This window comes from Aeromonas sp. SCS5 (assembly GCF_001887375.1).
Classification (GTDB): domain Bacteria; phylum Pseudomonadota; class Gammaproteobacteria; order Enterobacterales; family Aeromonadaceae; genus Aeromonas; species Aeromonas jandaei.
Genome location: NZ_LFCS01000016.1, coordinates 1 through 22,191, shown reverse-complemented (window position 1 = coordinate 22,191; position 22,191 = coordinate 1). Strand labels below are relative to the sequence as shown.

The window sequence follows — 22,191 nt, the reverse complement described above, 5'->3', positions numbered from 1 at the left end:
CTGTAATGTTCAGGGGTAGGTTGGTGAAGCAGAAAATAGCCTTGGAAGGTTTGACACTGGCCTTGGTTATGCTCGTTTGTCAGCTGGTCCTGATCCTGGCGATGAGTGCCGTCTGGTATTACCTGACTGGTGCCAGCGCCGGTTATTCCGCCCTTTACGGAGGGGGGATGTACTGGGTTCCTCAGGCCTTGTTCACTCTCTGGGTACTGCGCCGCAAGGTAACGGCCGAGAGTGTGGGTCTGGTTCTGCGGGACTTTTATGGTGGGGCAGGGATTAAGCTCATTACTACAACAGGTCTATTCGCCCTGATGTTTGGTGCGGGAGTCGAGGTCGTTACCGTCTCGTTTTTCGCCACTTATATCCTCGCCCTCGTTGTACAGTGGATAGTCTCATTCACGCTTAACAACCACTATTAGGAAAACTCATGTCTGCAACCGGAGAAGTCCTGACTCCTCAGGGATATATCTCCCACCACCTGACCCACCTGCAAGTCGGGTCCGGGTTCTGGACGGTGAATATCGACTCAATGGTATTTTCCGTCGTGCTAGGCGCCCTGTTTATCCTGTTGTTCCGCAAAGTAGCCGTCAACGCTACCAGCGGGGTGCCGGGTAAGCTGCAGTGCTTTGTGGAGATGCTGGTCGAGTTTGTGAATGGTAACGTCAAAGACATCTTTCACGGTCGCAACAAGGTCATCGCACCTTTGGGGCTGACGGTGTTTGTCTGGATCTTCCTGATGAACCTGATGGATCTGATCCCTGTTGACTTTATCCCTCACGCTGCACAATTGATGGGTATTCCCTATCTGCGTGTGGTTCCCTCCGCTGACGTTAACATCACCATGTCCATGGCTTTGGGCGTGTTCTTCTTGATTCTGTACTACAGCATCAAGGTCAAGGGTATCGGCGGGTTTGTGAAGGAGCTGACTCTTCAGCCTTTCAATCACCCGGCTGCCATCCCGGTTAACCTCATCCTGGAAACTGTTACGCTGGTATCCAAACCGGTCTCTCTGGGTCTTCGACTGTTCGGCAACATGTATGCTGGCGAACTGATCTTTATCCTGATTGCGGGTTTGCTACCCTGGTGGTCACAGTGGATTCTGTCCGTGCCTTGGGCAATTTTCCACATCCTGATCATCACTTTGCAGGCATTCATCTTCATGGTTCTGACCATCGTCTATCTGTCGATGGCGCAGGAAGACCATTGATGATGCGACTCAAATAATCCTTTTTATACAATCAATTACATCTAAATAAATGGAGATCCTCATGGAAAACTTGAACATGGACCTGCTGTACATCGCTGCTGCAATGATGATGGGTCTGGCTGCTATCGGCGCTTCCATCGGTATCGGTATTCTGGGTGGTAAATTCCTGGAAGGTGCTGCTCGTCAACCTGACCTGATCCCTGTTCTGCGTACCCAGTTCTTCATCGTAATGGGTCTGGTCGATGCGATCCCGATGATCGCCGTTGGTCTGGGTCTGTACGTGATGTTTGCGGTTGCTGGCTAAGTCGTTACGACATCTCCAGGCATAACCCATTAACTAACTAAAGAGGACATCGGCTGTGAATATCAACGCCACCCTCCTCGGCCAAGCAATTGCTTTTTTCTTCTTCGTAGTGTTTTGCATGAAGTACGTATGGCCGCCGTTGATTGCTGCCATCGAAGCCCGTCAGAAAGCTATTGCTGATGGTCTCTCTTCTGCAGAGCGTGCCAAGAAAGATCTGGATTTGGCCAAGGCCAACGCCGTCGATCAGCTGAAAGAAGCCAAGCTCCAGGCTGCTGAAATCATTGAACAGGCCAACAAACGCAAGGCCCAGATCATTGATGAGGCAACTGTCGGAGCCCAGTCTGAGCGGGAAAAAATACTGGCTCAAGGCCGTGCCGAGATTGAAGCTGAACGTCATCGTGCCAAAGAAGAACTGCGCAAGCAGGTTGCTGCTCTTGCCATTGCTGGTGCAGAGAAGATCCTGGCGCGCCAAATCGACCAGGCTGCCAACAGCGACATCGTCGACAAACTGGTAGCAGAACTGTAACGGGAACGGGGCTATGTCTGAACTGACTACAATCGCTCGCCCCTACGCCAAGGCTGCTTTCGAGTTTGCCGTTGAGCACAAGGCGGTTGATCAGTGGCTGGGGATGCTCAGCTTCGCTGCACAAGTAGCGGAGAACGAGACCATCCACTCCCTGGTAAACGGCTCTGTGGCTGCCGAAGAGCTGGCAAAACTGTTTGTCAGCATCTGCGGTGAGCAACTCGACGAGCATGGCCAGAACCTGATCCGGGTAATGGCTGAGAATGGTCGCTTGGGTGTGCTGCCGGCGGTCGTTGCCGAATTTGTGGTGTTCAAGGCTGAACTGGATAAAGAAGTTCAGGCTGACGTGACATCGGCGATTGCACTGACCGACCAGCAGAAAGCCAATATTCAGGCTTCTCTGGAACAACGTCTCGCGCGCAAAGTGAAGCTGAATTGCAGCATCGATGCGTCCTTGATGGCCGGGGTGCTCATCAAGGCCGGTGATCTGGTTATCGACGGAACTGTCCGCGGTAAGCTGGATCGCATGGCTGACGCGCTGCAATCTTGATTGGGGTATTAGAGCATGCAACTGAATTCCACTGAAATCGCCGAGCTGATCAAGCAGCGCATTGCGCAGTTTGATGTAAAGAGCGAAGCGCGTAACGAAGGTACCATCGTCTCTGTAAGCGACGGTATCATTCGTGTCCACGGCCTGGCCGATGCCATGCAGGGTGAGATGATCGAGCTGCCGGGCAACCGCTACGCTCTGGCATTGAACCTGGAGCGTGACTCCGTTGGTGCCGTAGTAATGGGTCCCTATGCCGATCTGGCCGAAGGGATGAAAGTAAAAGGTACTGGCCGCATTCTGGAAGTGCCGGTTGGTCGTGGTCTGTTGGGCCGGGTGGTCAACACCCTGGGTCAGCCTATCGACGGTAAAGGTCCGGTCGAGCACGATGGCTTCTCTCCGGTAGAAGTGATTGCCCCGGGCGTTATCGAGCGTAAGTCTGTTGACCAGCCTGTCCAGACCGGTCTGAAAGCCATCGACGCCATGATCCCTATCGGTCGTGGCCAGCGTGAGCTGATCATCGGTGACCGCCAGGTAGGTAAAACTGCCATCGCGATCGACACCATCATCAACCAGAAAGACTCCGGCATTAAGTGTGTCTACGTTGCGATTGGCCAGAAGGCCTCCACCATCGCCAACGTGGTGCGCAAGCTGGAAGAGCACGGTGCTCTGGCCAACACCATCGTGGTGGTTGCCTCTGCTTCCGAAGCTGCTGCCCTGCAGTATCTGGCTCCGTACTCCGGTTGCTCCATGGGTGAGTACTTCCGTGACCGCGGTGAAGATGCCCTGATCATTTATGATGACCTGTCCAAGCAGGCCGTTGCATATCGTCAGATCTCCCTGCTGCTGCGCCGTCCGCCAGGACGTGAAGCATTCCCGGGCGACGTATTCTATCTGCACTCCCGTCTGCTGGAGCGTGCTGCTCGCGTCAACGACGAGTACGTAGAGAAGTTCACCAAGGGTGAAGTGAAGGGCAAAACCGGTTCTCTGACCGCGCTGCCGATCATCGAAACCCAGGCTGGTGACGTATCCGCGTTCGTTCCGACCAACGTGATCTCCATCACCGATGGTCAGATCTTCCTGACTTCCCAGTCTTTCAACGCCGGTATTCGTCCTGCGGTTGATCCGGGTATCTCCGTATCCCGTGTGGGTGGTGCCGCCCAGACCAAGATCGTCAAGAAGCTGTCCGGTGGTATCCGTACCGCGCTGGCTCAGTACCGCGAACTTGCTGCGTTTGCCCAGTTCTCTTCCGACCTGGACGATGCGACTCGCAAGCAGCTGGACCACGGTCAGAAAGTGACCGAGCTGATGAAGCAGAAGCAGTACTCTCCGATGAGCGTTGCTCACCAGTCGCTGGTGCTGTTCGCCGCGGAAAAAGGCTATCTCTCCGATGTCGAGCTGAACAAGATCCTCGATTTCGAAGCCGCTCTGCTCTCTTTCGCCGATACCCAGCATGCCGAGCTGATGGCTGAAATCAATGCCAAGGCTGACTACAACGACGCGATCGTTGGCAAGCTGACTGCGTTGCTGGACAACTTCAAGGCAACCCAGACCTGGTAAGCGTGTGTGGCAGCGCAAGCTGCCACCTGATGGAGAGAAGAGATGGCCGGCGCAAAAGAGATACGTAACAAGATCGGGAGTGTGAAAAACACTCAGAAGATCACCAGCGCTATGGAAATGGTGGCAGCAAGCAAGATGCGCCGTGCGCAGGATCGCATGTCTGCCAGCCGTCCGTACGCTGAAACCATGCGCAAGGTGATCGGCCATATCGCTCAGGGGAACCTGGAATACAAGCACCCCTACCTCATCGAACGTGAGGTCAAGCGAGTGGGTTACATCGTCGTCTCCACCGACCGTGGCCTGTGTGGTGGTCTGAACATCAACCTGTTCAAGGCTGCCCTCAATGATATGAAGCAATGGAGCGCGAAAGGTGCCAAGGTTGACCTGGCTCTGATCGGCAACAAAGCCTCCAACTTCTTTGAACGGCACGGCGCCAAGGTGAAAGCTCACGTCGCAGGACTGGGCGATAACCCGAGCGTCAATGACCTGATTGGTTCAGTCAAGGTCATGCTGAAGGCTTACGACAACGGTGAGATTGACAAGCTGTATCTGGTGTACAACAAGTTCGTCAACACCATGGTGCAGCAACCACGGGTCGATCAACTGCTGCCTTTGCCCGTAACTGAAGACAGCAAGCTCGCCAAGAAACACCACTGGGATTACCTCTATGAGCCGGATCCCAAGAAGCTGCTGGATACCCTGCTGGTTCGCTATGTCGAATCTCAGGTTTACCAGGGTGTAGTGGAAAACTTGGCCAGTGAACAGGCAGCCCGAATGGTTGCCATGCAAGCCGCGACTGACAACGCCGGTAACCTGATTAACGATCTGCAACTGGTATACAACAAGGCCCGTCAGGCCAGTATTACCCAGGAGCTGACAGAGATCGTATCCGGTGCTGCTGCGGTGTAAGGCAAGGGTTATCAAAGGTTTAGAGGATTTGACATGAGTAACGGTTTCATCGTCCAAATCATCGGCGCTGTAGTGGACATCGAGTTCCCGCAGAATGCCGTGCCCCAGGTGTACGATGCACTGAAGGTCGTTAGCGAAGGTCAAGGCCAGGGTCTGGTGCTGGAAGTTCAGCAACAGATCGGTGGCGGCGTCGTTCGTTGCATCACCATGGGTTCCTCCGACGGTCTGCGTCGTGGGTTGGAAGTAATGAATAGCGGTAAATCCATCCAGGTTCCGGTCGGTACTGCGACTCTGGGTCGGATCATGAACGTACTGGGCGAGCCAATCGACGAGAAAGGCCCAATCGGTGAAGAAGAGAGCTGGTCAATCCACCGTGAAGCCCCCAGCTACGAAGATCAGTCCAACAGCACCGAGCTGCTGGAGACCGGCATCAAGGTTATCGACCTGGTATGTCCGTTCGCCAAGGGTGGTAAAGTGGGTCTGTTCGGTGGTGCCGGTGTAGGCAAAACCGTAAACATGATGGAGCTGATCCGTAACATCGCGATCGAGCACAGCGGTTACTCCGTGTTCGCCGGTGTAGGTGAGCGTACCCGTGAGGGTAACGACTTCTACCACGAGATGATGGAGTCCAACGTACTGGACAAAGTATCTCTGGTTTACGGTCAGATGAACGAGCCGCCCGGAAACCGTCTGCGCGTAGCGCTGACCGGCCTGACCATGGCCGAGAAGTTCCGTGACGAAGGTCGTGACGTGCTGTTCTTCGTGGACAACATCTATCGTTACACCCTGGCCGGTACGGAAGTATCCGCACTGCTGGGCCGTATGCCTTCCGCAGTAGGTTACCAGCCGACTCTGGCCGAGGAGATGGGTGTTCTGCAAGAACGTATCACCTCCACCAAGACCGGTTCCATCACCTCCGTACAGGCCGTTTACGTTCCTGCGGATGACTTGACTGACCCGTCTCCGGCGACCACCTTCGCCCACCTGGATGCGACCGTCGTACTGTCCCGTCAGATCGCGGCACTGGGTATCTACCCGGCCGTTGACCCGCTGGACTCTACCTCTCGTCAGCTGGATCCGCTGGTAGTTGGCAAAGAGCACTACGAGACTGCTCGTGGCGTTCAGACCGTACTGCAGCGCTACAAAGAGCTGAAGGACATCATCGCCATCCTGGGTATGGATGAACTGTCAGAAGAAGACAAACTGACCGTAGCCCGTGCCCGTAAGATCGAGCGTTTCCTGTCCCAGCCGTTCTTCGTAGCAGAAGTGTTTACCGGTTCTCCGGGTAAATACGTGCCGCTGAAAGAGACCATCCGTGGTTTCCAGGGCATCCTGAAAGGCGAGTATGACGATCTGCCCGAGCAGGCGTTCTACATGGTTGGCGGTATCGACGAAGTCGTCGAGAAATCCAAGAAACTGTAAGCCTCTACTGGAGGGCCCATGGCTGAGATGATCTCCTTTCACCTGGATGTGGTGAGCGCCGAAGGAAAACTGTTTTCCGGTCGCGTGCAATCCGCTCAGGTATCAGGCTCCGAAGGTGAGTTGGGTCTCCGCCACGGTCATGCTCCGTTGCTGACTGCCATCAAGCCGGGCCTGGTCCGCTTGGTGAAGCAGAATGGAACTGAAGAGGTGCTGTACATCTCCGGCGGTATGCTGGAAGTACAACCCGAAGCCGTGACCGTGCTGGCGGACACCGCGATTCGTGCCGACGACTTGGATGAGGCGAAAGCCCAGGAAGCCAAGCGCGCAGCCGAAGAGCGGATCCACAGCTCCCATGGCGATATGGACTACGCCCAGGCCGCTACCGAGCTGGCCAAGGCGATGGCTCAACTGCGAGTCATCGATATCGTCAAAAAGAATTACCGCTAATAACGGTGATGTAAAAAGCGACCTTCGGGTCGCTTTTTTTTTGCCCGTTGGATAGACTCCGCCGAGTATTTCCTCATGTTCCAAAGGTCAATTTATGTCCCTCAACGTCGTGATCCTGGCTGCGGGTAAAGGCACCCGCATGCGCTCTTCCCTGCCCAAGGTACTGCACCCGGTTGCCAACAAACCCATGGTCTCCCATGTGATCGATACCGCCCGTCAGGTCGGTGCCGAGCAGCTGCATCTAGTTTATGGCCATGGTGCCGAGCTGCTGAAAGAGCGGATCGTGGCGGCTGATGTCAACTGGGTGTTGCAAGCCCAGCAGCTGGGAACCGGTCACGCCGTTGCCCAAGCCATCCCGTTCTGGAAGGATGAGGACGACGTGCTGGTGCTCTACGGCGATACTCCGCTGATCCAGCCCGAGACCCTGCAGCGCTTGCTCGCCGCCAAAGCGGAAAACGGGATGGCACTGCTGACCGTGGTGCTGGACAACCCTACCGGCTATGGCCGCATCGTCCGGGAAAATGGTCAGGTAGTCGGCATCGTCGAGCAGAAGGATGCCAACGCTGAACAGCTGGCGATCCGTGAGGTAAACACCGGCGTGCTGGTGGCCAATGGGGGCCAGCTGCGTCAATGGTTGTCTCGTCTCGACAACAAAAACGCTCAGGGCGAGTTCTATCTGACCGATGTGATCGCGATGGCTCACGGCGATAATTGCCCGATTGCCGCCGTTCATCCGGAGCGCGCCGCCGAGGTGGAAGGGGCCAATAATAGGATCCAACTGGCTCAGCTTGAGCGCGGCTATCAGCAGATGCAGGCCGAGAAGTTGATGATTGCAGGTGCAACCATGATCGACCCTGCACGCTTTGATTTGCGTGGGGTTTTGGAAATTGGTGAAGAGGTCGTTATTGATGTAAACGTCATCATTGAGGGCAAGGTGACTCTTGGCAACCACGTCCGTATCGGTGCCGGTGCCGTGCTGAAGGATTGCGTCATTGGCGATCACACCGAAGTGAAGCCCTACACCATCGTTGAAGGGGCTCAGGTGGCAGACCTGTGTTCGGTCGGCCCGTTTGCCCGTCTGCGTCCGGGTGCCGTGCTGGAGCAGGATGCCCACGTCGGCAACTTCGTCGAGATGAAGAAGGCTCGTCTGGGGGTTGGTTCCAAGTGTGGTCACCTCACCTATCTGGGGGATGCCGAGGTGGGTGCCAAGGTGAATATCGGTGCCGGTACCATCACCTGCAACTACGACGGTGTGAACAAATTCCAGACCATCATCGAGGATGATGTGTTTGTCGGTTCCGATACCCAGCTGGTGGCGCCGGTGCGCATTGGCAAGGGGGCGACTCTGGGGGCGGGTTCTACCATCACCAAGGATGTGGCCGCACACGAACTGGTGATCACCCGGGTGCCCCAGCGTCACATCAAAAACTGGGCTCGCCCGGTCAAGAAGAAGTGATGCCCGATCAATGAAATGCAAACCGGCGCCTGATGGCGCCGGTTTTGTTTTCATTTCTCCTGCCCGCTGGCGGGGGGCGTCGGGACATTCCCCATCACCTTATACCAGTCGAGCTTGCGGGTCAGCAGCATGATCAGCGCCAGGGTTGCGAACAGCAGCAGGGCGCCGAGCAGCAGAGCTATCTCTTCGGCCTGCAGCAGGCTGTAGAGAATGGCATAGACCAGCCCGAGCAGCGCAGCAAAGCCGATCCCCTGCTTCGGGCCACCCAGCACATGGCTGAGGTAGAAGCCGTTGAGCAGCACGCTGGCCAGCGCGGCCACCAGATAGGCCCAGCCAAAGCCGAGGTGTTCGGTCAGGGCCAGTAGCACCAGATAGAAGATGGCCAGCCCCATGCCTACCAGCGCGTACTGGATCGGGTGAACCCGCAGCCCCTTGAGCAGCTCGAACATGAAGAAGCTGATAAAGGTGAGACCGATGAAGAGCAGGGCATACTTGGCCGCCCGTTCGTTGAGCTGATAGTGATCCACCGGTTGCACCAGACTGACGCTGAAGGTGGGCAGTTCTCCCTCCCCGCCGTTCATCGCCCGGTTGAAGCGGCTCTCCATGTCGGTGGCGAACCAGCTGGTCTGCCAGCTGGCGCTGAACCCCTCCTGATTGAGGCTGCGACTGGCCGGCAGGAAGTCGCCGATAAAGTTGGGGTGGGGCCAGTTGCCGGCCAGTTGCAGCTTGCTCTCCCGGCCGAGCGGCACCACTTCCAGCTCGTTCATCCCCTGCAGATTGAGCTCCAGATGGAAGGTACCATCCTGCTGAGGCAGGCTGTCGAGAGGAGCATGGATCCCGGCCAGGGTGCTGCCGAGGCGGGCACCCGGAGCAAAGGGGGTGCGAAGCTTGCCGAGCTGCAACTCGGGCACGCTGTTGATGCCGCGGGCATCGGAGAGCACCAGACTCAGGTAGGGTTTGCCTGCCACCAGCTCATCATCCCCGGCGAGCGGCGTGCTCTCTTGTAGTTGAGCCGCTGTTGGCAAACGGCCGGAGAGGGAGAGCCGGGTCTGATAGACCTGCGCCTGATAGATGCCGAGCTTGCGCGGGGTCACCTCCATGGTGGCCTGCACGTCCAGCTGTTCCGGCAGCAGGTAGCGATAGGTCTGCTCCTGACGGACGAAGCGCTTGCCATCCTGCTCGACCGTCACCGAACGGGTATAGGGCTGCACGATAACCGGCCCCATCAGCCGTTGCGGGCCACTGCTGCTGGCCATGATGCTCTGAATCGCCTGATTGCGGTAAATCTGCCGCTCCCGGTTCAGCTCCATGATGGATTGCACCGGTACCATCAGCAGCAGGCTGAGCAACAGCAGCAGAAAGATCTTGTGGGTGAATATCTGTTTGACCATGACACGTCTCCTTGTTCTGTGGAGCGAGTCTGTCAGTCTGGCGTGAAGTGGTGATGGGCTTGTGTGAAGTGGCTGTGAACTGAGCAAAACGGCGCCATCAGGCGCCGTGGAATTGTTCAGGGGCGGGAGCGCACCAGCCGGGCGGCTTGCGCGAAGCGATCGGTATGGCCATCGATCACTCCGTGTATAAAGTCGATGTAGTAGACCAGTTCCGGCATCTCCTCGATGGTGCTGGATGTCCAGTAGGGAGCGGCATTTTCCCCGTTGTCATGGATGTCCGGAAAGAAGTTGGGGTCTGTCATCGGCGCCCGGCAATTTTCGTCGAGCAGGGTGAAGAGCTCCTCGATGGTGGGGAGACGCCACCCCTCGCCAAGGCGGGCCGCTTCATCCTTGGCTTCAAGCAGCGTCAGCAGGGCCGGTGTGCCCACGCACCCCTCCCGCCACTCGCTGCCCAGGCTGCACGCCTGCCATTCGAGCTGGTTGAGCCGATCATGGATGACTCCCCCTTGCCGACTCAGGCGATCGGAGAGGTCGCAGGCGGCCAGCGCCATGCTGGCCGGAAGCCAGAGCAGCCACAGGAATAATTTCATTTTTGTCTCTTGTGCGGATGGCGGTCAGCCCGGTGTCGGCGGGCTGACCCTGATGATCGGAGCGGGTTGCGAAGCTTTGGCCTCCAGCCCTGTCGTCAGGTTATGTGGGGATCAGAGCTTCTTGAGTTGCGCGGGCAGGGCGGCCAGCACCTCTTCTTTCGCCTTGATCGAGGCGAATTGCTTGCCCGGTTTCTGCACCACGGTATGAACGAAAATGAGCTGCTTGCCCGGTTTGCTGGCCCAGCCGACGAACCAGCCGATCTGCTGATCGCGGTTGAGGCTGCCATCCAGCTTCTTCGGGTAGCCCATGCCGGTCTTGCCGTGGATCTGCCAGCCGTCGATCTCGCTCACCTTGAGGATATTGGCGGTGTATTGCAGGGTCTGCGCCGAGACCGGCAGCTTGCCGCTCACCATCTTCCCGAGGAAGCGAGCCTGCTCCTCCGGGCTGATGGCGAGGCTGGAGCTGAGCCAGGCCTGGGTCAGGCCGTCATGCTTACCCGGATTGCCGGAGAGATCCCGGTTGCCATAGTCGAAGCGGTCGACGTATTGCTGGAAGCGCTCCATCCCCAGCCACTCGGTGATCTGCTGGGAGAACCAGACCACCGAGTAGGTTTCCCAGCGGCGCGGGGTAGTGGTTTCGCGCCAGGCGGGCAGCCAGCCGTCATAGCTCGGCTTGTAGGGCAGCGCCGGATGCTCTTCATCTACCAGAAAGCCACTGTCATAACCCATCAGTGCCAGCGGGATCTTGAAGGTAGATGCGGGCGGCAGCTGGCTGGAGCAGTCCCCTTCGCTGGAGAGGGTCTGACCGTTGCCGTCGGCATAGAGAAAACAGCCGCTGGCGGCGGAGGCCGGCACGGCGCAGAGCAGACCGGTAGCCAGCAGGCCGGAAAGAAGCAGGCGAGACATGGGGCGATTCCTTGGGTTGATAAGTGAAAGAGCGGCAGGATAGCGCCGCTCTGTGTGGTGAATGTGAAGTGGCAGTTGCTAGATGAGCGGCAGCCAGAGTTCGGCGATGGCGCCACCTTCCGGTCGGTTGGCGAGGGTCAGACGGCCGCCATGCTGGTGGGCCACCTCATGGGCGAAACTGAGCCCGAGACCGCTACTCTTGCCTTTGTCCGGGCGCGGCAGGGAGTAGAAGCGCTCGAAGATCCGTGGCAATGCGTAGTCGGGAATGCCGGGGCCGCTGTCGGTGACCCGGAAACAGTAGCCATCCTCCTGCTGGGTGCCGCTGAGAGTGACGCTGGCGCCTGCCGGTGAAAAGTCGATGGCGTTGTCCAGCAGGTTGCCGATGGCCTGCTCCACCAGCAGCGGATCCCACTTCTGCTTGGGGGCACCGGCCAGCTCGGCGACCAGCGTTACCTGCCGGCGCTGGGAGATAATCTGGCGGGCATCGAGCGCCCGCTTGCCGAGCCCGGCTGGTTCTACCGCTTGCCGATCCAGCCCCTGCCCCGACTCCAGCCGCGCCAGCTGCAGCATCCGTTCGATCAGCTGCTGCATGCGGGCACTCTCCTGATTGATGTTGCCGATAAAGCGCCTGGCCACCTCGGGTGGCGGCGTTTCGGCCAGGATCTCCCCTGCCCCGCGAATGGCGGCCAACGGGCTCTTCAGCTCGTGGGTCAGGCTGTGGACATAGCCCTCGATATAGCTCTTGCCATCGAGCTGGTGGCGCATGGTTTCGAGGGCGTGGCCGAGCCGATCCAGCTCGACGGTGTGCAGTTGCGGCAGCGGTGCCGCCTCCCCCTTGCTGACAGATTCGGCGTAGTGCACCAGTTTGCCGATGGAGCGGTTGAGCCACCAAACCAGCAGACTGCCGATCAATAGCGAGATGAACAGCATCTGGCCGGCGGCCTGCAGCAGTTCCCGTTCACCCCGCTCGATGGCGGGCATCAGGGTGCGATTCGGTTTGGCGACGGTGAGGGAGCCGATGATCTCTGTCCCCTCCCGCAGCGGTGCCGCCACATACATGGTCGAGCTGGCGGCATCGTCGGGATCGGTGCGGGTGCTGCGGGCGCCATACTGACCGCGCAGGGTGCGGTAGACATCGTTCCAGCGGGAATAATCCTTGCCCAGATCCGTGCCGTCGGAGTCGTAAATCACCATCCCCTGCCGATCCGTCACATAGATGCGGTACTCCGCCTGCTGTTTGAGGTGGCCGTCGATCATCGCATTGATGGGATTCTGGTTGAGACGGGCGAAGGCGCTGGCCAGCCGCCCGTTCATCATATTGCCCTCTTGCAGATCATCGAGCGCCAGCGGCGCCAGCAGTTGGGTCATGTCGACCAGGGTATCCTCGGTGGCGCTGCGCACTCCGGGTTTGATCTCCTCGACGAAGATCTCCAGCACGAACCAGGCGGCCAGCGCGAAGATCAGCAGCAGGCCGCACAGCAGTTGCAGTCCGAGTCTCATGCCAGCTCCAGGCTATAGCCCAGCCCGCGATGGGTGAGGATCAGGTTGGCTTCGGGATCATGCTCGCGCAGCTTGGCGCGGATGGTCTTGATATGGGTATCGACGGTGCGGTCCAGACTCTCTTCGGCATCCTGCCACACCAGATCCATCAGCTGCTGGCGGGAGTAGACCCGGCCCGGCGCCTGCATCAGGGTCTTGAGCAGCAGATATTCGTAACGGGTGAGGGCCAGCGGTTGACCGCGAAAGTGAATACGGGCTCGCTCCTCATCCAGTGCCAGTAGCGGGGCTGGCTGGGTCGAGGGCTGGCTGCGGCGCAGGATGACCCGCACCCGGGCACACACCTCCCGCGGCGAGAAGGGTTTGGCCACATAGTCGTCGGCGCCGATCTCCAGCCCGATCAGCCGATCAATCTCCTCGCTGCGGGCGGTGAGGAACATCAGGGGAGTGTCGGTCAGCGTTCTGACCTGCTTGCAGAGCTCGAAGCCGCTGATGTCGGGCAGCCCCACATCGAGGATCAGAAAGTCGGGCCGGCTCTGGGCCAACCGGCTCAGCAGCTGCTGGCCCAGAGTGAACCACTCCACCTCGAAGCCATCGGTCTGCAGGGCATAAATCAGGGTATCGGCGATGCTGGCCTCATCTTCCACCAGCCAGATAACTCTCTTTTGCATGGCATCCTCGTCGCAAATCGGCTTCTCATTCTGGCATTGAAGCAAAGCGGATCCTATTTGCTGTTTTATTTTTCCAAAAAAGGCGCTAACATTTCGATGCTCTTTCGAATCGAAACTTAAAAATGACCAAACGTAATACTCAGCAGCGCCGTCACATCATAGTCACCCTGGTACAAGAGCAGGGGGAAGTGAGCGTCGATGCGCTCGCCAAACACTTTTCTACCTCTGAAGTGACCATCCGTAAAGATCTGGCCGTGCTGGAGACCGGTGGTCTGCTGCTGCGTCGCTACGGTGGCGCCGTCCCCCTCCCCTCCGAGATGGTGGTGGAGTCGAACCCAGAACAAGTTTCGAATCGAAAGTTAGCGATTGCCCGTGCGGCAGCCGAACGGCTGCGTGATCACAACCGCGTCATCATCGACAGCGGCAGCACCACCAGCGCCATGATCCCGCTGCTTGGCAACAAGCGCGGCCTCATCGTGATGACCAACTCCCTCAACGTGGCGGGTGCCCTGCGCGAGCTGGAGAACGAACCCACCCTGCTGATGACCGGCGGTACCTGGGATCCCCACTCCGAATCCTTTCAGGGTCAGGTGGCGGAGCAGGTGCTGCGCTCCTACGATTTCGACCAGCTCTTTATCGGGGCTGACGGCATCGACCCGGATCGCGGTACCACTACCTTCAACGAGCTGGTGGGCTTGTCGCGGGTAATGGCCGAGGTGTCGCGGGAGGTCATCGTCATGGTCGAGTCGGAGAAGATCGGCCGCAAGATCCCCAATCTCGAACTGCCTTGGTCGAGCATCCACACCCTGGTGACTGACGAGGGGCTGGCCAGCGAGGCCAGAGAACAGATTCAAGCCCAAGGGGTGACGCTTATCTGCGCCCCGGTCACTTGCTGACATCGAGCTCTGAACCATCCAACCGAATTTACGATTTGCATCTCAAGGAGAAGTGTATGTGTGGCATCGTCGGGGCTGTCGCCCAACGTGATGTGGCTGAAATTCTGGTAGAGGGGCTGCGTCGCCTCGAGTACCGCGGTTACGACTCGGCCGGTGTGGCGGTGTTCAGCGCCAGCCAGCCGCTGCAGCGAGTACGCCGTCTGGGCAAGGTGGCCGAGCTGGCCAAGGCGCTCGACGAGCAGTCCGTCCACGGTGGTACCGGCATCGCCCACACCCGCTGGGCAACCCATGGCGAGCCCTCCGAGCGCAATGCTCACCCCCATGTCTCCGACCATATCGTGGTGGTACACAACGGCATCATTGAGAACCACGAAGAGCTGCGTGAAACCCTCAAGGGGCTGGGCTACGAGTTCAACTCGGATACCGATACCGAGGTGATCGCTCATCTGGTGCACCACGAGCTGAAAGCCGCCGACTCCCTGCTGGCTGCCATGCAAAAGGCGGTGAAGCAGCTGCGCGGTGCTTACGGCACTGTGGTGATGGACAGCCGCGACGACAGCCGCGTGGTCGTTGCCCGCTCCGGCTCACCGCTGGTGATTGGCCGCGGTATCGGCGAGAACTTCATCGCTTCCGACCAGCTTGCCCTGCTGCCGGTAACCCGTCGCTTCATCTTCCTGGAAGAGGGTGATGTGGCCGAAGTGACTCGCCGCGACGTGCGCATTTTCGACGTAAGCGGCAATCCTGTTGAGCGTGAGGAGAAAGAGTCCGATATTTCCCACGATGCCGGTGACAAGGGTGAATATCGCCACTACATGCTCAAGGAGATCCACGAGCAGCCCAAAGCGATCACCAACACTCTGGAAGGGCGTCTGGGCAGCGATCACGTGGTGGTCGAATCGTTCGGCAACGGCGCGCGCGCCATCTTCGAAAAGGTGGAGCACGTACAGATCGTCGCTTGCGGTACCTCCTACCACTCCGGCATGGTCGCCCGTTACTGGTTTGAAGAGATCGCCGGCGTCTCCTGCGATGTGGAGATCGCCTCCGAATTCCGCTACCGCAAATCCGTGGTGCGCCCCAACAGCCTGCTGATCACCCTCTCCCAGAGCGGTGAGACCGCCGATACCCTGGCCGCTCTGCGTCTGGCCAAGGAGTCCGGCTATATGAGCTCGCTGGCTATCTGCAACGTACCGGGCTCCTCGCTGGTGCGTGAATCGGCGCTGGCCTTTATGACCCGTGCCGGTGCCGAGATCGGTGTGGCCTCCACCAAGGCATTCACCACCCAGCTGGCTGGCCTGCTGATGCTGGTGGCATCTGTCGGTCACTGCCGCGGCAACCTGAGTGCGGCCGCCGAGGCCGAGCTGGTCAAGGCGCTCCACGCCCTGCCTCAGCGCATTAAAGAGAGCCTGGCGCTGGCCAAGCAGATCGAGACGCTGGCCGAAGAGTTTGCCGACAAGCAGCACAGCCTGTTCCTCGGCCGCGGCAGCCAGTACCCCATCGCCATGGAAGGTGCGCTCAAGCTTAAAGAGATCTCCTATATTCACGCCGAAGCCTATGCCGCTGGCGAGTTGAAGCATGGCCCGCTGGCGCTGATCGATGCCGAGATGCCCATCATTGTGGTGGCGCCGAACAACGATCTGCTGGAGAAGCTGAAGTCCAACGTGGAAGAGGTGCGTGCCCGTGGCGGTATCCTCTACGTATTCGCCGATGCCGATACCGGCTTCAAGAGCGACGAGACGATGCGGGTCATGAACCTCAACCATGTGGAAGAGGTGATCGCCCCCATCGTCTATACCGTGCCGCTGCAGCTGCTCTCCTACCACGTTGCCCTGATCAAGGGCACTGACGTGGACCAGCCGCGCAACCTGGCAAAATCGGTGACTGTCGAGTAAGTCGCTGTCAGAGATAAAAAAAGAGCCGCAATTGCGGCTCTTTTTGTTTCGGCTGAGGGGTTACGACAGCCGCAGGTTGGTGATGGTCACCTCGTCGAGGGAGGGAACAATGATGCCGCTGGTGATCCCCTTGGCGATGGCCTGACTGCGGTTCTTCGAGTCGGTCTTGTTGGTCACCTGATTGAGATGGAAGTTCACCGTCCGTTCGCTGATGCCGAGGATGGTGGCGATCTCCCAGGAGGTTTTGCCCTCGCTGGCCCAGAACAGGCACTCCTTCTCCCGATCCGACAGCTCGGTCAGGTATCTCATCAAATCGGGGCGGCTTTTGATCAGCTGCAGCGCCGAGTTGAAGATGTAGCTGGCGCAAAACGACAGCAGGGGAACGTTTTCAAACATCAGATCGGTGTTGGATTTGTCCTTGGTGATGAATGAGAGGATTCCGTGCTCCCCCTGCGGGGTGTGGAGCGGGAAGGATACGCCGTTGCGCACCCCGAAATCGGCAGCCAGATTCATCACGTCGCGGCTGGCGCTGGGCAGCCAGGGCGAGTCGCAGTCGAGTTTGTTCCAGAAGATCGGCTGGGTCTGTTTCAGCCCCAGATAGACCACCGGATCCTGGGTCAGATACTGGTTTTCGCTGTAGGCATCGAACCAGCTGGTCGGACAGTTGTTGAACAGTGCCACGTGGGATTTTTGCATGCTGATGGGGAAAATAATCAGCAGCCGGAAGTAATCAAAGCCCATTTGATGACTAAAGCGCTCCAGCAGTTGCTGGATATCGCTGGTTTTTGTTGCCTTGGTGAACTTGTCGATGTGTTCCCAGATAGCATCGTTGAGCATGACTTTCTCCTTTTTCGATCTCTATCACACTGATCGAAAAGATTTTTCTCGTTATTTATGTTTTTTTGAGATGGCACTCGATGCCATTTATCCGTGCGTGTCTAAAAATTATCCTGTTTTTGTGCATAAAGGCCAAGAAAATCCTCTCGTTGCCAGCCCGCACGCCATTTGAGATAATGATAATAGTTATCATTAATAAGACGTGATTCCATGAACAAGTTATGGGGTGTGGCACTGTTGCCACTGTCAGTCCACTTTGCTGCGGTCGGTGACGAGCTGGTTGCTCCCGCCCTCAAGAACAGCATAGCCGCCGGGAAAGCTTCCCAGCAGCGGGTGGAAAAAGCCGCCGATGCCGCCGTTGCCGCACGACTGGAGCTGCAAAATGCCCAGCTGCAACTGCGTGACCTCGAAGCCTACAACCGCTACATGCAATCTCTGGTGGCCGATCAGCAAAATGAGTTGGGCAAATTGAGCCAGCAGCTGGAAGCGGTGCAAGAGACCCGTCAGGGATTGATCCCGCTGATGCTGCAGATGCAGGCCGACCTTGAACAGCTGGTGCAAAACGATATCCCGCTGCGCAAGGAAGATCGTCTGGCGCGGGTTGAACAGTTGAAAGCGACCTTGGCCCGTGCGGACGTAAGCGAGGCGGAGAAATTCCGCCAGTTGCTGCAGGCCTATCAGATCGAAGCCGAATATGGCAGTCGGATGGATAGCTATTCCGCCGAGCTGGAGCTGGATGGTGCCCCGCGTCGGGTTGATGTGCTGGCGCTGGGTCGGGTCTCCCTGCTGGCAATGACGGCCGATCGCAGTCAGGCATGGCGCTGGTCTGCCGAGGCGAAGCAGTGGCAAGCCCTCGACAGCAAGTGGCTCTCCCCTATCGCCGAGGCGATGGATGTGGCCGCCGACAAGAAAGTTCCCCAGTTGCTCAATGTCCCCCTCTCTGTCAGCCGCAGTCAGGAGGCCCAATCATGAGAGTCACCATGAAGTGGTTCCCCCTCCTTATTGCCCTCTCCTGCGGTACCAACGCCGCTGTTGCCGATGAGTGGCTGCAGCAGGAACAGGCTCGTGAACAGCAGGCTCAGCAAGATCTGGCGACCGTTGCCAAGGAGCTCGGCACTGCCCGCGCCAGACTGGCCGAGGCCCAGCGCCTGAGCAAGGAGCTGGCTGGCAAGTTCGCCAGCAACGAGAAGCAGCTGGTCGAGCTTAACGCCCAGTGGGAGCAAGCCTCCGGCGATATGAACGAGATCTTCGCGGTCACCCGTCAGGGCGCCAGCGATGCGGTCAAGCTGCTGAGCGAATCCGCCGTCGAGGGCCAGTACCCGGAGCGTCTCGCCCCGCTGAAAACCATGGCACAGGATAAACAGGTGCCGGATCGCGCCGCTCTCGCTCTGCTGCCCGCCACGCTGCTGCAGGAGATCCGTGAATCTGGCCGGATTGCCCGGTTCAACGGCAAGGTGCTCGATGCCCAGGGGGCTGCCAGCGAGCAGTTGCTGACCCGGGTTGGCAGTTTTGCCCTGCTGGGGAGCGAAGGCTTCCTGCAACCGACCGCCGAAGGCTTGAGCCCGGTACTGGGTCTGCCCGGTAGCGTGCTCTCTGCCGTTGCGGCTTATCAGGGTCAGGAAGGGGAAGCGCTGCCGCTGGATCCTTCGCATGGCACTCTGCTGGCGATGCTGGCACAGGCACCTACCTTCTGGCAGCAGGTACAGCAAGGTGGTCAGGTCGGCGCCATTATCGTGCTGCTGGCCGCTATCGGTTTGGGAATTGCTGCAGTACGGCTGTGGAGCCTCTCTCGCGAGCTGGGTCGGGTTCGTCGCCAGCTCAAGAGCGGCGAGTATCACGCTGATAACGCCCTCGGCCGGGTGCTGACGGTGGCAGACAAACACCCCGAGCTGAGCATGGAGACCCTCGAGCTGCGTCTTGATGAGGCGATCCTGCAGGAGACTCCTCGCATGGAGCGCGGCATCGGCATGGTCAAGGTGATCGCGGCCATCGCCCCCATGCTGGGTCTGCTCGGTACCGTAACCGGGATGATCGGCACCTTCCAGGCCATCACCCAGTTTGGCACCGGCGATCCCAAGATCATGGCGGGCGGCATCTCCATGGCGCTGGTTACCACGGTACAGGGTCTGGTTGCGGCCATTCCGCTGATCCTGGCCCACAGCCTGCTGCAATCGCGCTTCACCGAGCTTTCCAATGTACTGGAGCAGCAGGTAGCCGGCATTCTGGCCGAGCGCGCCGAGAGCAATAACGGCGGGATGGAGCGAGCAGCATGATGCTCGACATCTGGCAACAGCTGCAGAGCTTCATGGGCCGTGGCGGCCCTGTGCTCTGGGTCATTCTGGCCCTGCTGGTGCTGATGTGGATTTTGATGATCGAGCGGCTGCTCTACCTCAATCTGGGGTTCGGCCCCTTGCAGCAACAGCTGCTCGGCCGCTGGCAGGCTCGCCGCGAGCGCCACAGCTGGCACGCCCGGGCGATCCGCAGTCGCTGGCTGGCACAGGCGGAGCTGGAATTGAACCGTCATCTGATCTTCATCCGCACCCTGGTGGTGCTCTGCCCCATGCTGGGGTTGCTGGGCACTGTGACCGGCATGATCGGCGTATTCGATGCGTTGGCTGCGGCCAACCGCTTTAACCCGGAGAGCATGGCGGGCGGGATCTCCCGCGCCACTATCCCCACCATGGCAGGCATGGTGGTGGCGCTCTCCGGCGTGTTGTTACTCAGTCGGCTCGAGAGTCAGGCCAAGCGTGCGTTGGCCAAGACCCGGGACGGCCTGCGAGAAGAGAAGGTAATGCAATGAGACGGCAATCCAAACGCCAGCGTGACGAAGTGCAGATCGACATGACCCCCATGCTGGATATCGTGTTCATCATGCTGATCTTCTTTATTGTCACCACCTCCTTCGTGCGCGAAGCCGGGCTCGAGGTACACAGACCCCAGGCCAGTCAGGCCAAGGCGCAGAAATCCTCCAGCATCATGCTGGCTATCGGGGCTCAGGGTCAGATCTTCCTCGACCGCAAGCAGATCGATGTGGAGCGGGTACAGGCCACCATCGCCCGCCTGCTGGCGGAGCAACCCGATGCCAGTCTGGTGATCCAGGCCGATGAGCGGGTGCCCCACGGCAAGGTGGTGCGGGTGATGGATGAGGCCAAGGCGGCGGGTATCGCCAATATCGCCGTGGCGGTGGCGCCGAAATGAAATACAAGCTGATGAGCCTGGGGCTGGGGATTGCCCTCAGTCTGGGCATCCTGCTGTTTATGGCCACACTGGTTGAACCGCCCCGGGGCGAGAAGGTGGCGAGCGAACAGAAGCCCATCGTCATCAATATGCAGAACGAGGTGACCGAGGTGCAGGTACGCGAGCGTCCGGTGCCGCAGGAGCCCGAGCCTCTGCCAGAGCCTCCTGCCGCATTGGCCTCGACACCGCTGCCGATGCCCGCAGCGGCCCCTTTGGCGGCCGTTGAGCCGAGTCTGGATCTGGTTTCCAGCCTCAGCGCGGTGCAGGTCTATGCCCCCGGCGTGGCGACCAGTACCGCACCGGTATTGAGTGGCAACTACCACGGCCAGCAGCAAGGGGCGGGTATCGGCGCCGGTGGCATGCTGATGCCGCTGCAACGGATCGAGCCGGTCTACCCCTATCGTGCCCAGCAGTCAGGGATCGAAGGTTTCGTCACCCTGCGCTTTAGCGTGAATGCCGAAGGTGGTGTGCAGGATGTGGAAGTGGTCGAGGCCAAACCCAAGCGTCAGTTCGAGCGGGCGGCCATTCAGGCGATCAACAAGTGGCGCTATCAGCCGAGACCGGGCGCCACCGACAAGCTGGTGCAAGTCATCACGCTCAAATTCAAACTGGAGTCATAACTATGTTGCGGATCTGGATCTGTCTACTGGTCCTGGCCGGCCAAGCCTGTCTGGCGATGGAGGTCAGCCCTCACTTCTCCCGTCAGCTTGAACCCGTGATGAAGCTCTATCAGTCTGGTCAGTGGCAACAGGCCCAGAGCAAGGCATCCGGCCTCAAGCCAAATAGCGATGCCGAACGTGCCTGGCTGGCGCAGTTGCAAGCCTCGCTGGCGGCCAACCTGCAACAGACCGCCCAGGCGAGCCGCTACGTCGAACAGGCCCTTGCCTATAAAGAGTGGCCCGAGCAGCAACAGCTCCAGTTGCTGCGACTGCGCGGCGATATTCAGGCCCAGCAATCCAACTGGTCTGGTGCCATTTCCAGCTACAAGGCGGCGCTGGCGCTCAAGCAAGACGATGCACTGCGCCTGCGTCTGGCTGGCCTCTATTACCACAACAAGCAGTACGGTGACGCCGCCAGCCAGAGTGAACAGTTGTTGAAAAAGGGTTGGCAGAAGCAGGCTGCCATCATTCGTCTCTCCGCCCTCACCGCTCAGCAACGTTATGGCGTGGCGGCCGATCAGGCGGCCGAGTTGATCAGCCATGAACCCAAAGAGAGCAAATGGTGGCAGCAGGCGGTGTCGCTAGACCTCTCCGCCAAACGTGGGGATCAGGCGTTGGCATTGCTGCAGACCGCTATCGACAGAAAACTGATGGATGACGCCTCTGCCCGCAATCAGCTGATCCGTCTCTATGCCTGGCAAGGGCTGCCTTATCGTGGGGCCCGTTTGCTGGAAGCGGCCATGGCCAAGGGACAGATGAAGCAAAGTGCTGAAAATCGCCAACTGCTGGCCCAATTGTGGGAAGGTGCCCGGGAGTGGTCACAAGCGGTCGATAGCTGGCAACAGCTGGCCAACCAGCATGGTCAGCCCAAAGCGGCAATGCGCGCCGCCGAACTGCTGCTGCAACAGGGCAAGACAGATGCTGCCATGACCCAGCTCGCCGCCATCAAGTCGGTAAAAGGCGAGCAAGGCAATCGTGCCAAAGCGTTGCTGGTGCAGGCACACCTTAATAAGGAGCAGTATGCCCAGGCGCTGGAACTGGCCCGTGAGCTGCAGCAACAGGATAACTGGCAACAGAAGGCAACCAGCTGGGTCAACTATATCCGGGCACAAAGCGAAGAGTTGAGCAAAAAAGCGGCGTAAAAGAGGTGCCAAGGGGCTGTTTTGGGGCGTTCAGTTCGCTTTTTCAGCAAACGAACGCATTTTTGCAAAAAGCCCTTGTCATCGCGGCGCGGCTCCCTATAATG

Annotated in this window: 24 protein-coding genes; 18 read left to right on the top strand and 6 right to left on the bottom strand. The window is 59.0% G+C overall.

What is annotated here, in order from left to right:
- The first annotated feature begins 5 nt into the window (after positions 1 to 5).
- From BS300_RS18445 to glmU, 10 genes are all read left to right on the top strand, one after another.
- On the top strand, positions 6 to 416 hold the full coding sequence (locus tag BS300_RS18445; RefSeq protein WP_033115243.1) for an ATP synthase subunit I: 411 nt from the start codon (positions 6 to 8) through the stop codon (positions 414 to 416).
- Between the two features lie 8 nt (positions 417 to 424).
- Positions 425 to 1,204: a F0F1 ATP synthase subunit A gene (gene atpB, locus BS300_RS18440; RefSeq protein ID WP_033115242.1), complete on the top strand. Its 780-nt coding sequence runs from the start codon at positions 425 to 427 to the stop codon at positions 1,202 to 1,204.
- A 61-nt stretch (positions 1,205 to 1,265) separates the two neighbouring features.
- Complete coding sequence (gene atpE, locus BS300_RS18435; RefSeq protein WP_005307205.1) at positions 1,266 to 1,508, top strand: F0F1 ATP synthase subunit C; 243 nt, start codon at positions 1,266 to 1,268, stop codon at positions 1,506 to 1,508.
- A gap of 55 nt (positions 1,509 to 1,563) precedes the next feature.
- Positions 1,564 to 2,034: a F0F1 ATP synthase subunit B gene (gene atpF / locus BS300_RS18430; RefSeq protein ID WP_005342350.1), complete on the top strand. Its 471-nt coding sequence runs from the start codon at positions 1,564 to 1,566 to the stop codon at positions 2,032 to 2,034.
- 13 nt (positions 2,035 to 2,047) lie between these two features.
- Complete coding sequence (gene atpH, locus BS300_RS21220; protein ID WP_124242563.1) at positions 2,048 to 2,581, top strand: F0F1 ATP synthase subunit delta; 534 nt, start codon at positions 2,048 to 2,050, stop codon at positions 2,579 to 2,581.
- A 15-nt stretch (positions 2,582 to 2,596) separates the two neighbouring features.
- Positions 2,597 to 4,138: a F0F1 ATP synthase subunit alpha gene (gene atpA / locus BS300_RS18425; RefSeq protein WP_042031086.1), complete on the top strand. Its 1,542-nt coding sequence runs from the start codon at positions 2,597 to 2,599 to the stop codon at positions 4,136 to 4,138.
- 42 nt (positions 4,139 to 4,180) lie between these two features.
- Entirely contained in the window at positions 4,181 to 5,047 is an 867-nt protein-coding gene (gene atpG, locus BS300_RS18420) for a F0F1 ATP synthase subunit gamma (protein WP_041210471.1), read from the top strand.
- Between the two features lie 33 nt (positions 5,048 to 5,080).
- Entirely contained in the window at positions 5,081 to 6,469 is a 1,389-nt protein-coding gene (gene atpD / locus BS300_RS18415; protein WP_026455856.1) for a F0F1 ATP synthase subunit beta, read from the top strand.
- Positions 6,470 to 6,487: 18 nt separating this feature from the next.
- Positions 6,488 to 6,916 (top strand): F0F1 ATP synthase subunit epsilon, encoded by a 429-nt coding sequence (locus BS300_RS18410; protein ID WP_033115239.1) that lies wholly within the window; start codon positions 6,488 to 6,490, stop codon positions 6,914 to 6,916.
- 94 nt (positions 6,917 to 7,010) lie between these two features.
- Positions 7,011 to 8,372, top strand: coding sequence for a bifunctional UDP-N-acetylglucosamine diphosphorylase/glucosamine-1-phosphate N-acetyltransferase GlmU (glmU, locus tag BS300_RS18405; RefSeq protein ID WP_071914507.1), 1,362 nt, complete (start codon positions 7,011 to 7,013; stop codon positions 8,370 to 8,372).
- 50 nt (positions 8,373 to 8,422) lie between these two features.
- On the opposite strand, the gene creD is transcribed toward glmU, so the two are convergent.
- From creD to blrA, 5 genes are all read right to left on the bottom strand, one after another.
- Positions 8,423 to 9,763: a cell envelope integrity protein CreD gene (gene creD / locus BS300_RS18400; protein ID WP_071914504.1), complete on the bottom strand. Its 1,341-nt coding sequence runs from the start codon at positions 9,761 to 9,763 to the stop codon at positions 8,423 to 8,425.
- 116 nt (positions 9,764 to 9,879) lie between these two features.
- On the bottom strand, positions 9,880 to 10,353 hold the full coding sequence (locus BS300_RS18395; protein ID WP_071914502.1) for a DUF1566 domain-containing protein: 474 nt from the start codon (positions 10,351 to 10,353) through the stop codon (positions 9,880 to 9,882).
- 111 nt (positions 10,354 to 10,464) lie between these two features.
- Positions 10,465 to 11,259 carry an OXA-12 family class D beta-lactamase gene (gene blaOXA / locus BS300_RS18390; protein WP_043851663.1) on the bottom strand — a complete coding sequence of 265 codons (795 nt, stop codon included), beginning with the start codon at positions 11,257 to 11,259 and terminating at the stop codon, positions 10,465 to 10,467.
- Between the two features lie 78 nt (positions 11,260 to 11,337).
- Positions 11,338 to 12,759 (bottom strand): beta-lactam sensor histidine kinase BlrB, encoded by a 1,422-nt coding sequence (blrB, locus tag BS300_RS18385; RefSeq protein WP_071914500.1) that lies wholly within the window; start codon positions 12,757 to 12,759, stop codon positions 11,338 to 11,340.
- Positions 12,756 to 13,427, bottom strand: coding sequence for a beta-lactam response regulator transcription factor BlrA (gene blrA, locus BS300_RS18380; RefSeq protein ID WP_071914498.1), 672 nt, complete (start codon positions 13,425 to 13,427; stop codon positions 12,756 to 12,758). The genes blrB and blrA overlap by 4 nt, the downstream gene beginning before the upstream one ends.
- Positions 13,428 to 13,549: 122 nt before the next feature.
- On the opposite strand from blrA, the gene BS300_RS18375 reads away from it, so the two are divergent.
- Positions 13,550 to 14,323 (top strand): DeoR/GlpR family DNA-binding transcription regulator, encoded by a 774-nt coding sequence (locus tag BS300_RS18375; protein WP_071914496.1) that lies wholly within the window; start codon positions 13,550 to 13,552, stop codon positions 14,321 to 14,323.
- Positions 14,324 to 14,379: 56 nt separating this feature from the next.
- Positions 14,380 to 16,212, top strand: a complete 1,833-nt coding sequence (gene glmS, locus BS300_RS18370) for a glutamine--fructose-6-phosphate transaminase (isomerizing) (RefSeq protein WP_071914494.1) — start codon at positions 14,380 to 14,382, stop codon at positions 16,210 to 16,212.
- A gap of 60 nt (positions 16,213 to 16,272) precedes the next feature.
- Here the strand turns inward: glmS and BS300_RS18365 are convergent, their stop codons facing one another.
- Positions 16,273 to 17,049: a LuxR family transcriptional regulator gene (locus BS300_RS18365; RefSeq protein ID WP_033115220.1), complete on the bottom strand. Its 777-nt coding sequence runs from the start codon at positions 17,047 to 17,049 to the stop codon at positions 16,273 to 16,275.
- Between the two features lie 210 nt (positions 17,050 to 17,259).
- Between BS300_RS18365 and BS300_RS18360 the strand changes: the two genes are divergently transcribed.
- Genes BS300_RS18360 through BS300_RS18335 form a run of 6 tightly spaced genes read left to right on the top strand, consistent with a single transcriptional unit; the run spans position 17,260 to position 22,087 of the window.
- A complete protein-coding gene (locus BS300_RS18360; protein ID WP_041210458.1) occupies positions 17,260 to 18,021 on the top strand; it encodes a DUF3450 domain-containing protein in 762 nt (253 codons plus the stop codon).
- Positions 18,018 to 19,322 (top strand): MotA/TolQ/ExbB proton channel family protein, encoded by a 1,305-nt coding sequence (locus tag BS300_RS18355; RefSeq protein WP_071914493.1) that lies wholly within the window; start codon positions 18,018 to 18,020, stop codon positions 19,320 to 19,322. The genes BS300_RS18360 and BS300_RS18355 overlap by 4 nt, the downstream gene beginning before the upstream one ends.
- The gene (locus tag BS300_RS18350) at positions 19,319 to 19,849 is read left to right on the top strand and encodes a MotA/TolQ/ExbB proton channel family protein (protein WP_042037184.1); all 531 of its coding nucleotides are present in this window, start codon (positions 19,319 to 19,321) and stop codon (positions 19,847 to 19,849) included. Before BS300_RS18355 ends, BS300_RS18350 begins: the two co-directional genes overlap by 4 nt.
- The gene (locus tag BS300_RS18345) at positions 19,846 to 20,247 is read left to right on the top strand and encodes a biopolymer transporter ExbD (protein WP_005339369.1); all 402 of its coding nucleotides are present in this window, start codon (positions 19,846 to 19,848) and stop codon (positions 20,245 to 20,247) included. The genes BS300_RS18350 and BS300_RS18345 overlap by 4 nt, the downstream gene beginning before the upstream one ends.
- Positions 20,244 to 20,906, top strand: coding sequence for an energy transducer TonB (locus tag BS300_RS18340; RefSeq protein ID WP_071914492.1), 663 nt, complete (start codon positions 20,244 to 20,246; stop codon positions 20,904 to 20,906). The genes BS300_RS18345 and BS300_RS18340 overlap by 4 nt, the downstream gene beginning before the upstream one ends.
- 2 nt (positions 20,907 to 20,908) lie before the next feature.
- Positions 20,909 to 22,087 carry a hypothetical protein gene (locus BS300_RS18335; RefSeq protein WP_071914491.1) on the top strand — a complete coding sequence of 393 codons (1,179 nt, stop codon included), beginning with the start codon at positions 20,909 to 20,911 and terminating at the stop codon, positions 22,085 to 22,087.
- Positions 22,088 to 22,191 lie beyond the last annotated feature (104 nt).

Excerpts from the sequence above, each read along its gene's own strand:
- BS300_RS18445 (WP_033115243.1), top strand. The coding sequence starts at position 6 with ATGTTCAGGGGTAGGTTGGTGAAGCAGAAAATAGCCTTGGAAGGTTTG.
- atpB (WP_033115242.1), top strand. The coding sequence starts at position 425 with ATGTCTGCAACCGGAGAAGTCCTGACTCCTCAGGGATATATCTCCCAC.
- atpE (WP_005307205.1), top strand. The coding sequence starts at position 1,266 with ATGGAAAACTTGAACATGGACCTGCTGTACATCGCTGCTGCAATGATG.
- atpH (WP_124242563.1), top strand. The coding sequence starts at position 2,048 with ATGTCTGAACTGACTACAATCGCTCGCCCCTACGCCAAGGCTGCTTTC.
- atpA (WP_042031086.1), top strand. The coding sequence starts at position 2,597 with ATGCAACTGAATTCCACTGAAATCGCCGAGCTGATCAAGCAGCGCATT.
- atpG (WP_041210471.1), top strand. The coding sequence starts at position 4,181 with ATGGCCGGCGCAAAAGAGATACGTAACAAGATCGGGAGTGTGAAAAAC.
- atpD (WP_026455856.1), top strand. The coding sequence starts at position 5,081 with ATGAGTAACGGTTTCATCGTCCAAATCATCGGCGCTGTAGTGGACATC.
- BS300_RS18410 (WP_033115239.1), top strand. The coding sequence starts at position 6,488 with ATGGCTGAGATGATCTCCTTTCACCTGGATGTGGTGAGCGCCGAAGGA.
- glmU (WP_071914507.1), top strand. The coding sequence starts at position 7,011 with ATGTCCCTCAACGTCGTGATCCTGGCTGCGGGTAAAGGCACCCGCATG.
- creD (WP_071914504.1), bottom strand. The coding sequence starts at position 9,763 with ATGGTCAAACAGATATTCACCCACAAGATCTTTCTGCTGCTGTTGCTC.
- BS300_RS18395 (WP_071914502.1), bottom strand. The coding sequence starts at position 10,353 with ATGAAATTATTCCTGTGGCTGCTCTGGCTTCCGGCCAGCATGGCGCTG.
- blaOXA (WP_043851663.1), bottom strand. The coding sequence starts at position 11,259 with ATGTCTCGCCTGCTTCTTTCCGGCCTGCTGGCTACCGGTCTGCTCTGC.
- blrB (WP_071914500.1), bottom strand. The coding sequence starts at position 12,759 with ATGAGACTCGGACTGCAACTGCTGTGCGGCCTGCTGCTGATCTTCGCG.
- blrA (WP_071914498.1), bottom strand. The coding sequence starts at position 13,427 with ATGCAAAAGAGAGTTATCTGGCTGGTGGAAGATGAGGCCAGCATCGCC.
- BS300_RS18375 (WP_071914496.1), top strand. The coding sequence starts at position 13,550 with ATGACCAAACGTAATACTCAGCAGCGCCGTCACATCATAGTCACCCTG.
- glmS (WP_071914494.1), top strand. The coding sequence starts at position 14,380 with ATGTGTGGCATCGTCGGGGCTGTCGCCCAACGTGATGTGGCTGAAATT.
- BS300_RS18365 (WP_033115220.1), bottom strand. The coding sequence starts at position 17,049 with ATGCTCAACGATGCTATCTGGGAACACATCGACAAGTTCACCAAGGCA.
- BS300_RS18360 (WP_041210458.1), top strand. The coding sequence starts at position 17,260 with ATGAACAAGTTATGGGGTGTGGCACTGTTGCCACTGTCAGTCCACTTT.
- BS300_RS18355 (WP_071914493.1), top strand. The coding sequence starts at position 18,018 with ATGAGAGTCACCATGAAGTGGTTCCCCCTCCTTATTGCCCTCTCCTGC.
- BS300_RS18350 (WP_042037184.1), top strand. The coding sequence starts at position 19,319 with ATGATGCTCGACATCTGGCAACAGCTGCAGAGCTTCATGGGCCGTGGC.
- BS300_RS18345 (WP_005339369.1), top strand. The coding sequence starts at position 19,846 with ATGAGACGGCAATCCAAACGCCAGCGTGACGAAGTGCAGATCGACATG.
- BS300_RS18340 (WP_071914492.1), top strand. The coding sequence starts at position 20,244 with ATGAAATACAAGCTGATGAGCCTGGGGCTGGGGATTGCCCTCAGTCTG.
- BS300_RS18335 (WP_071914491.1), top strand. The coding sequence starts at position 20,909 with ATGTTGCGGATCTGGATCTGTCTACTGGTCCTGGCCGGCCAAGCCTGT.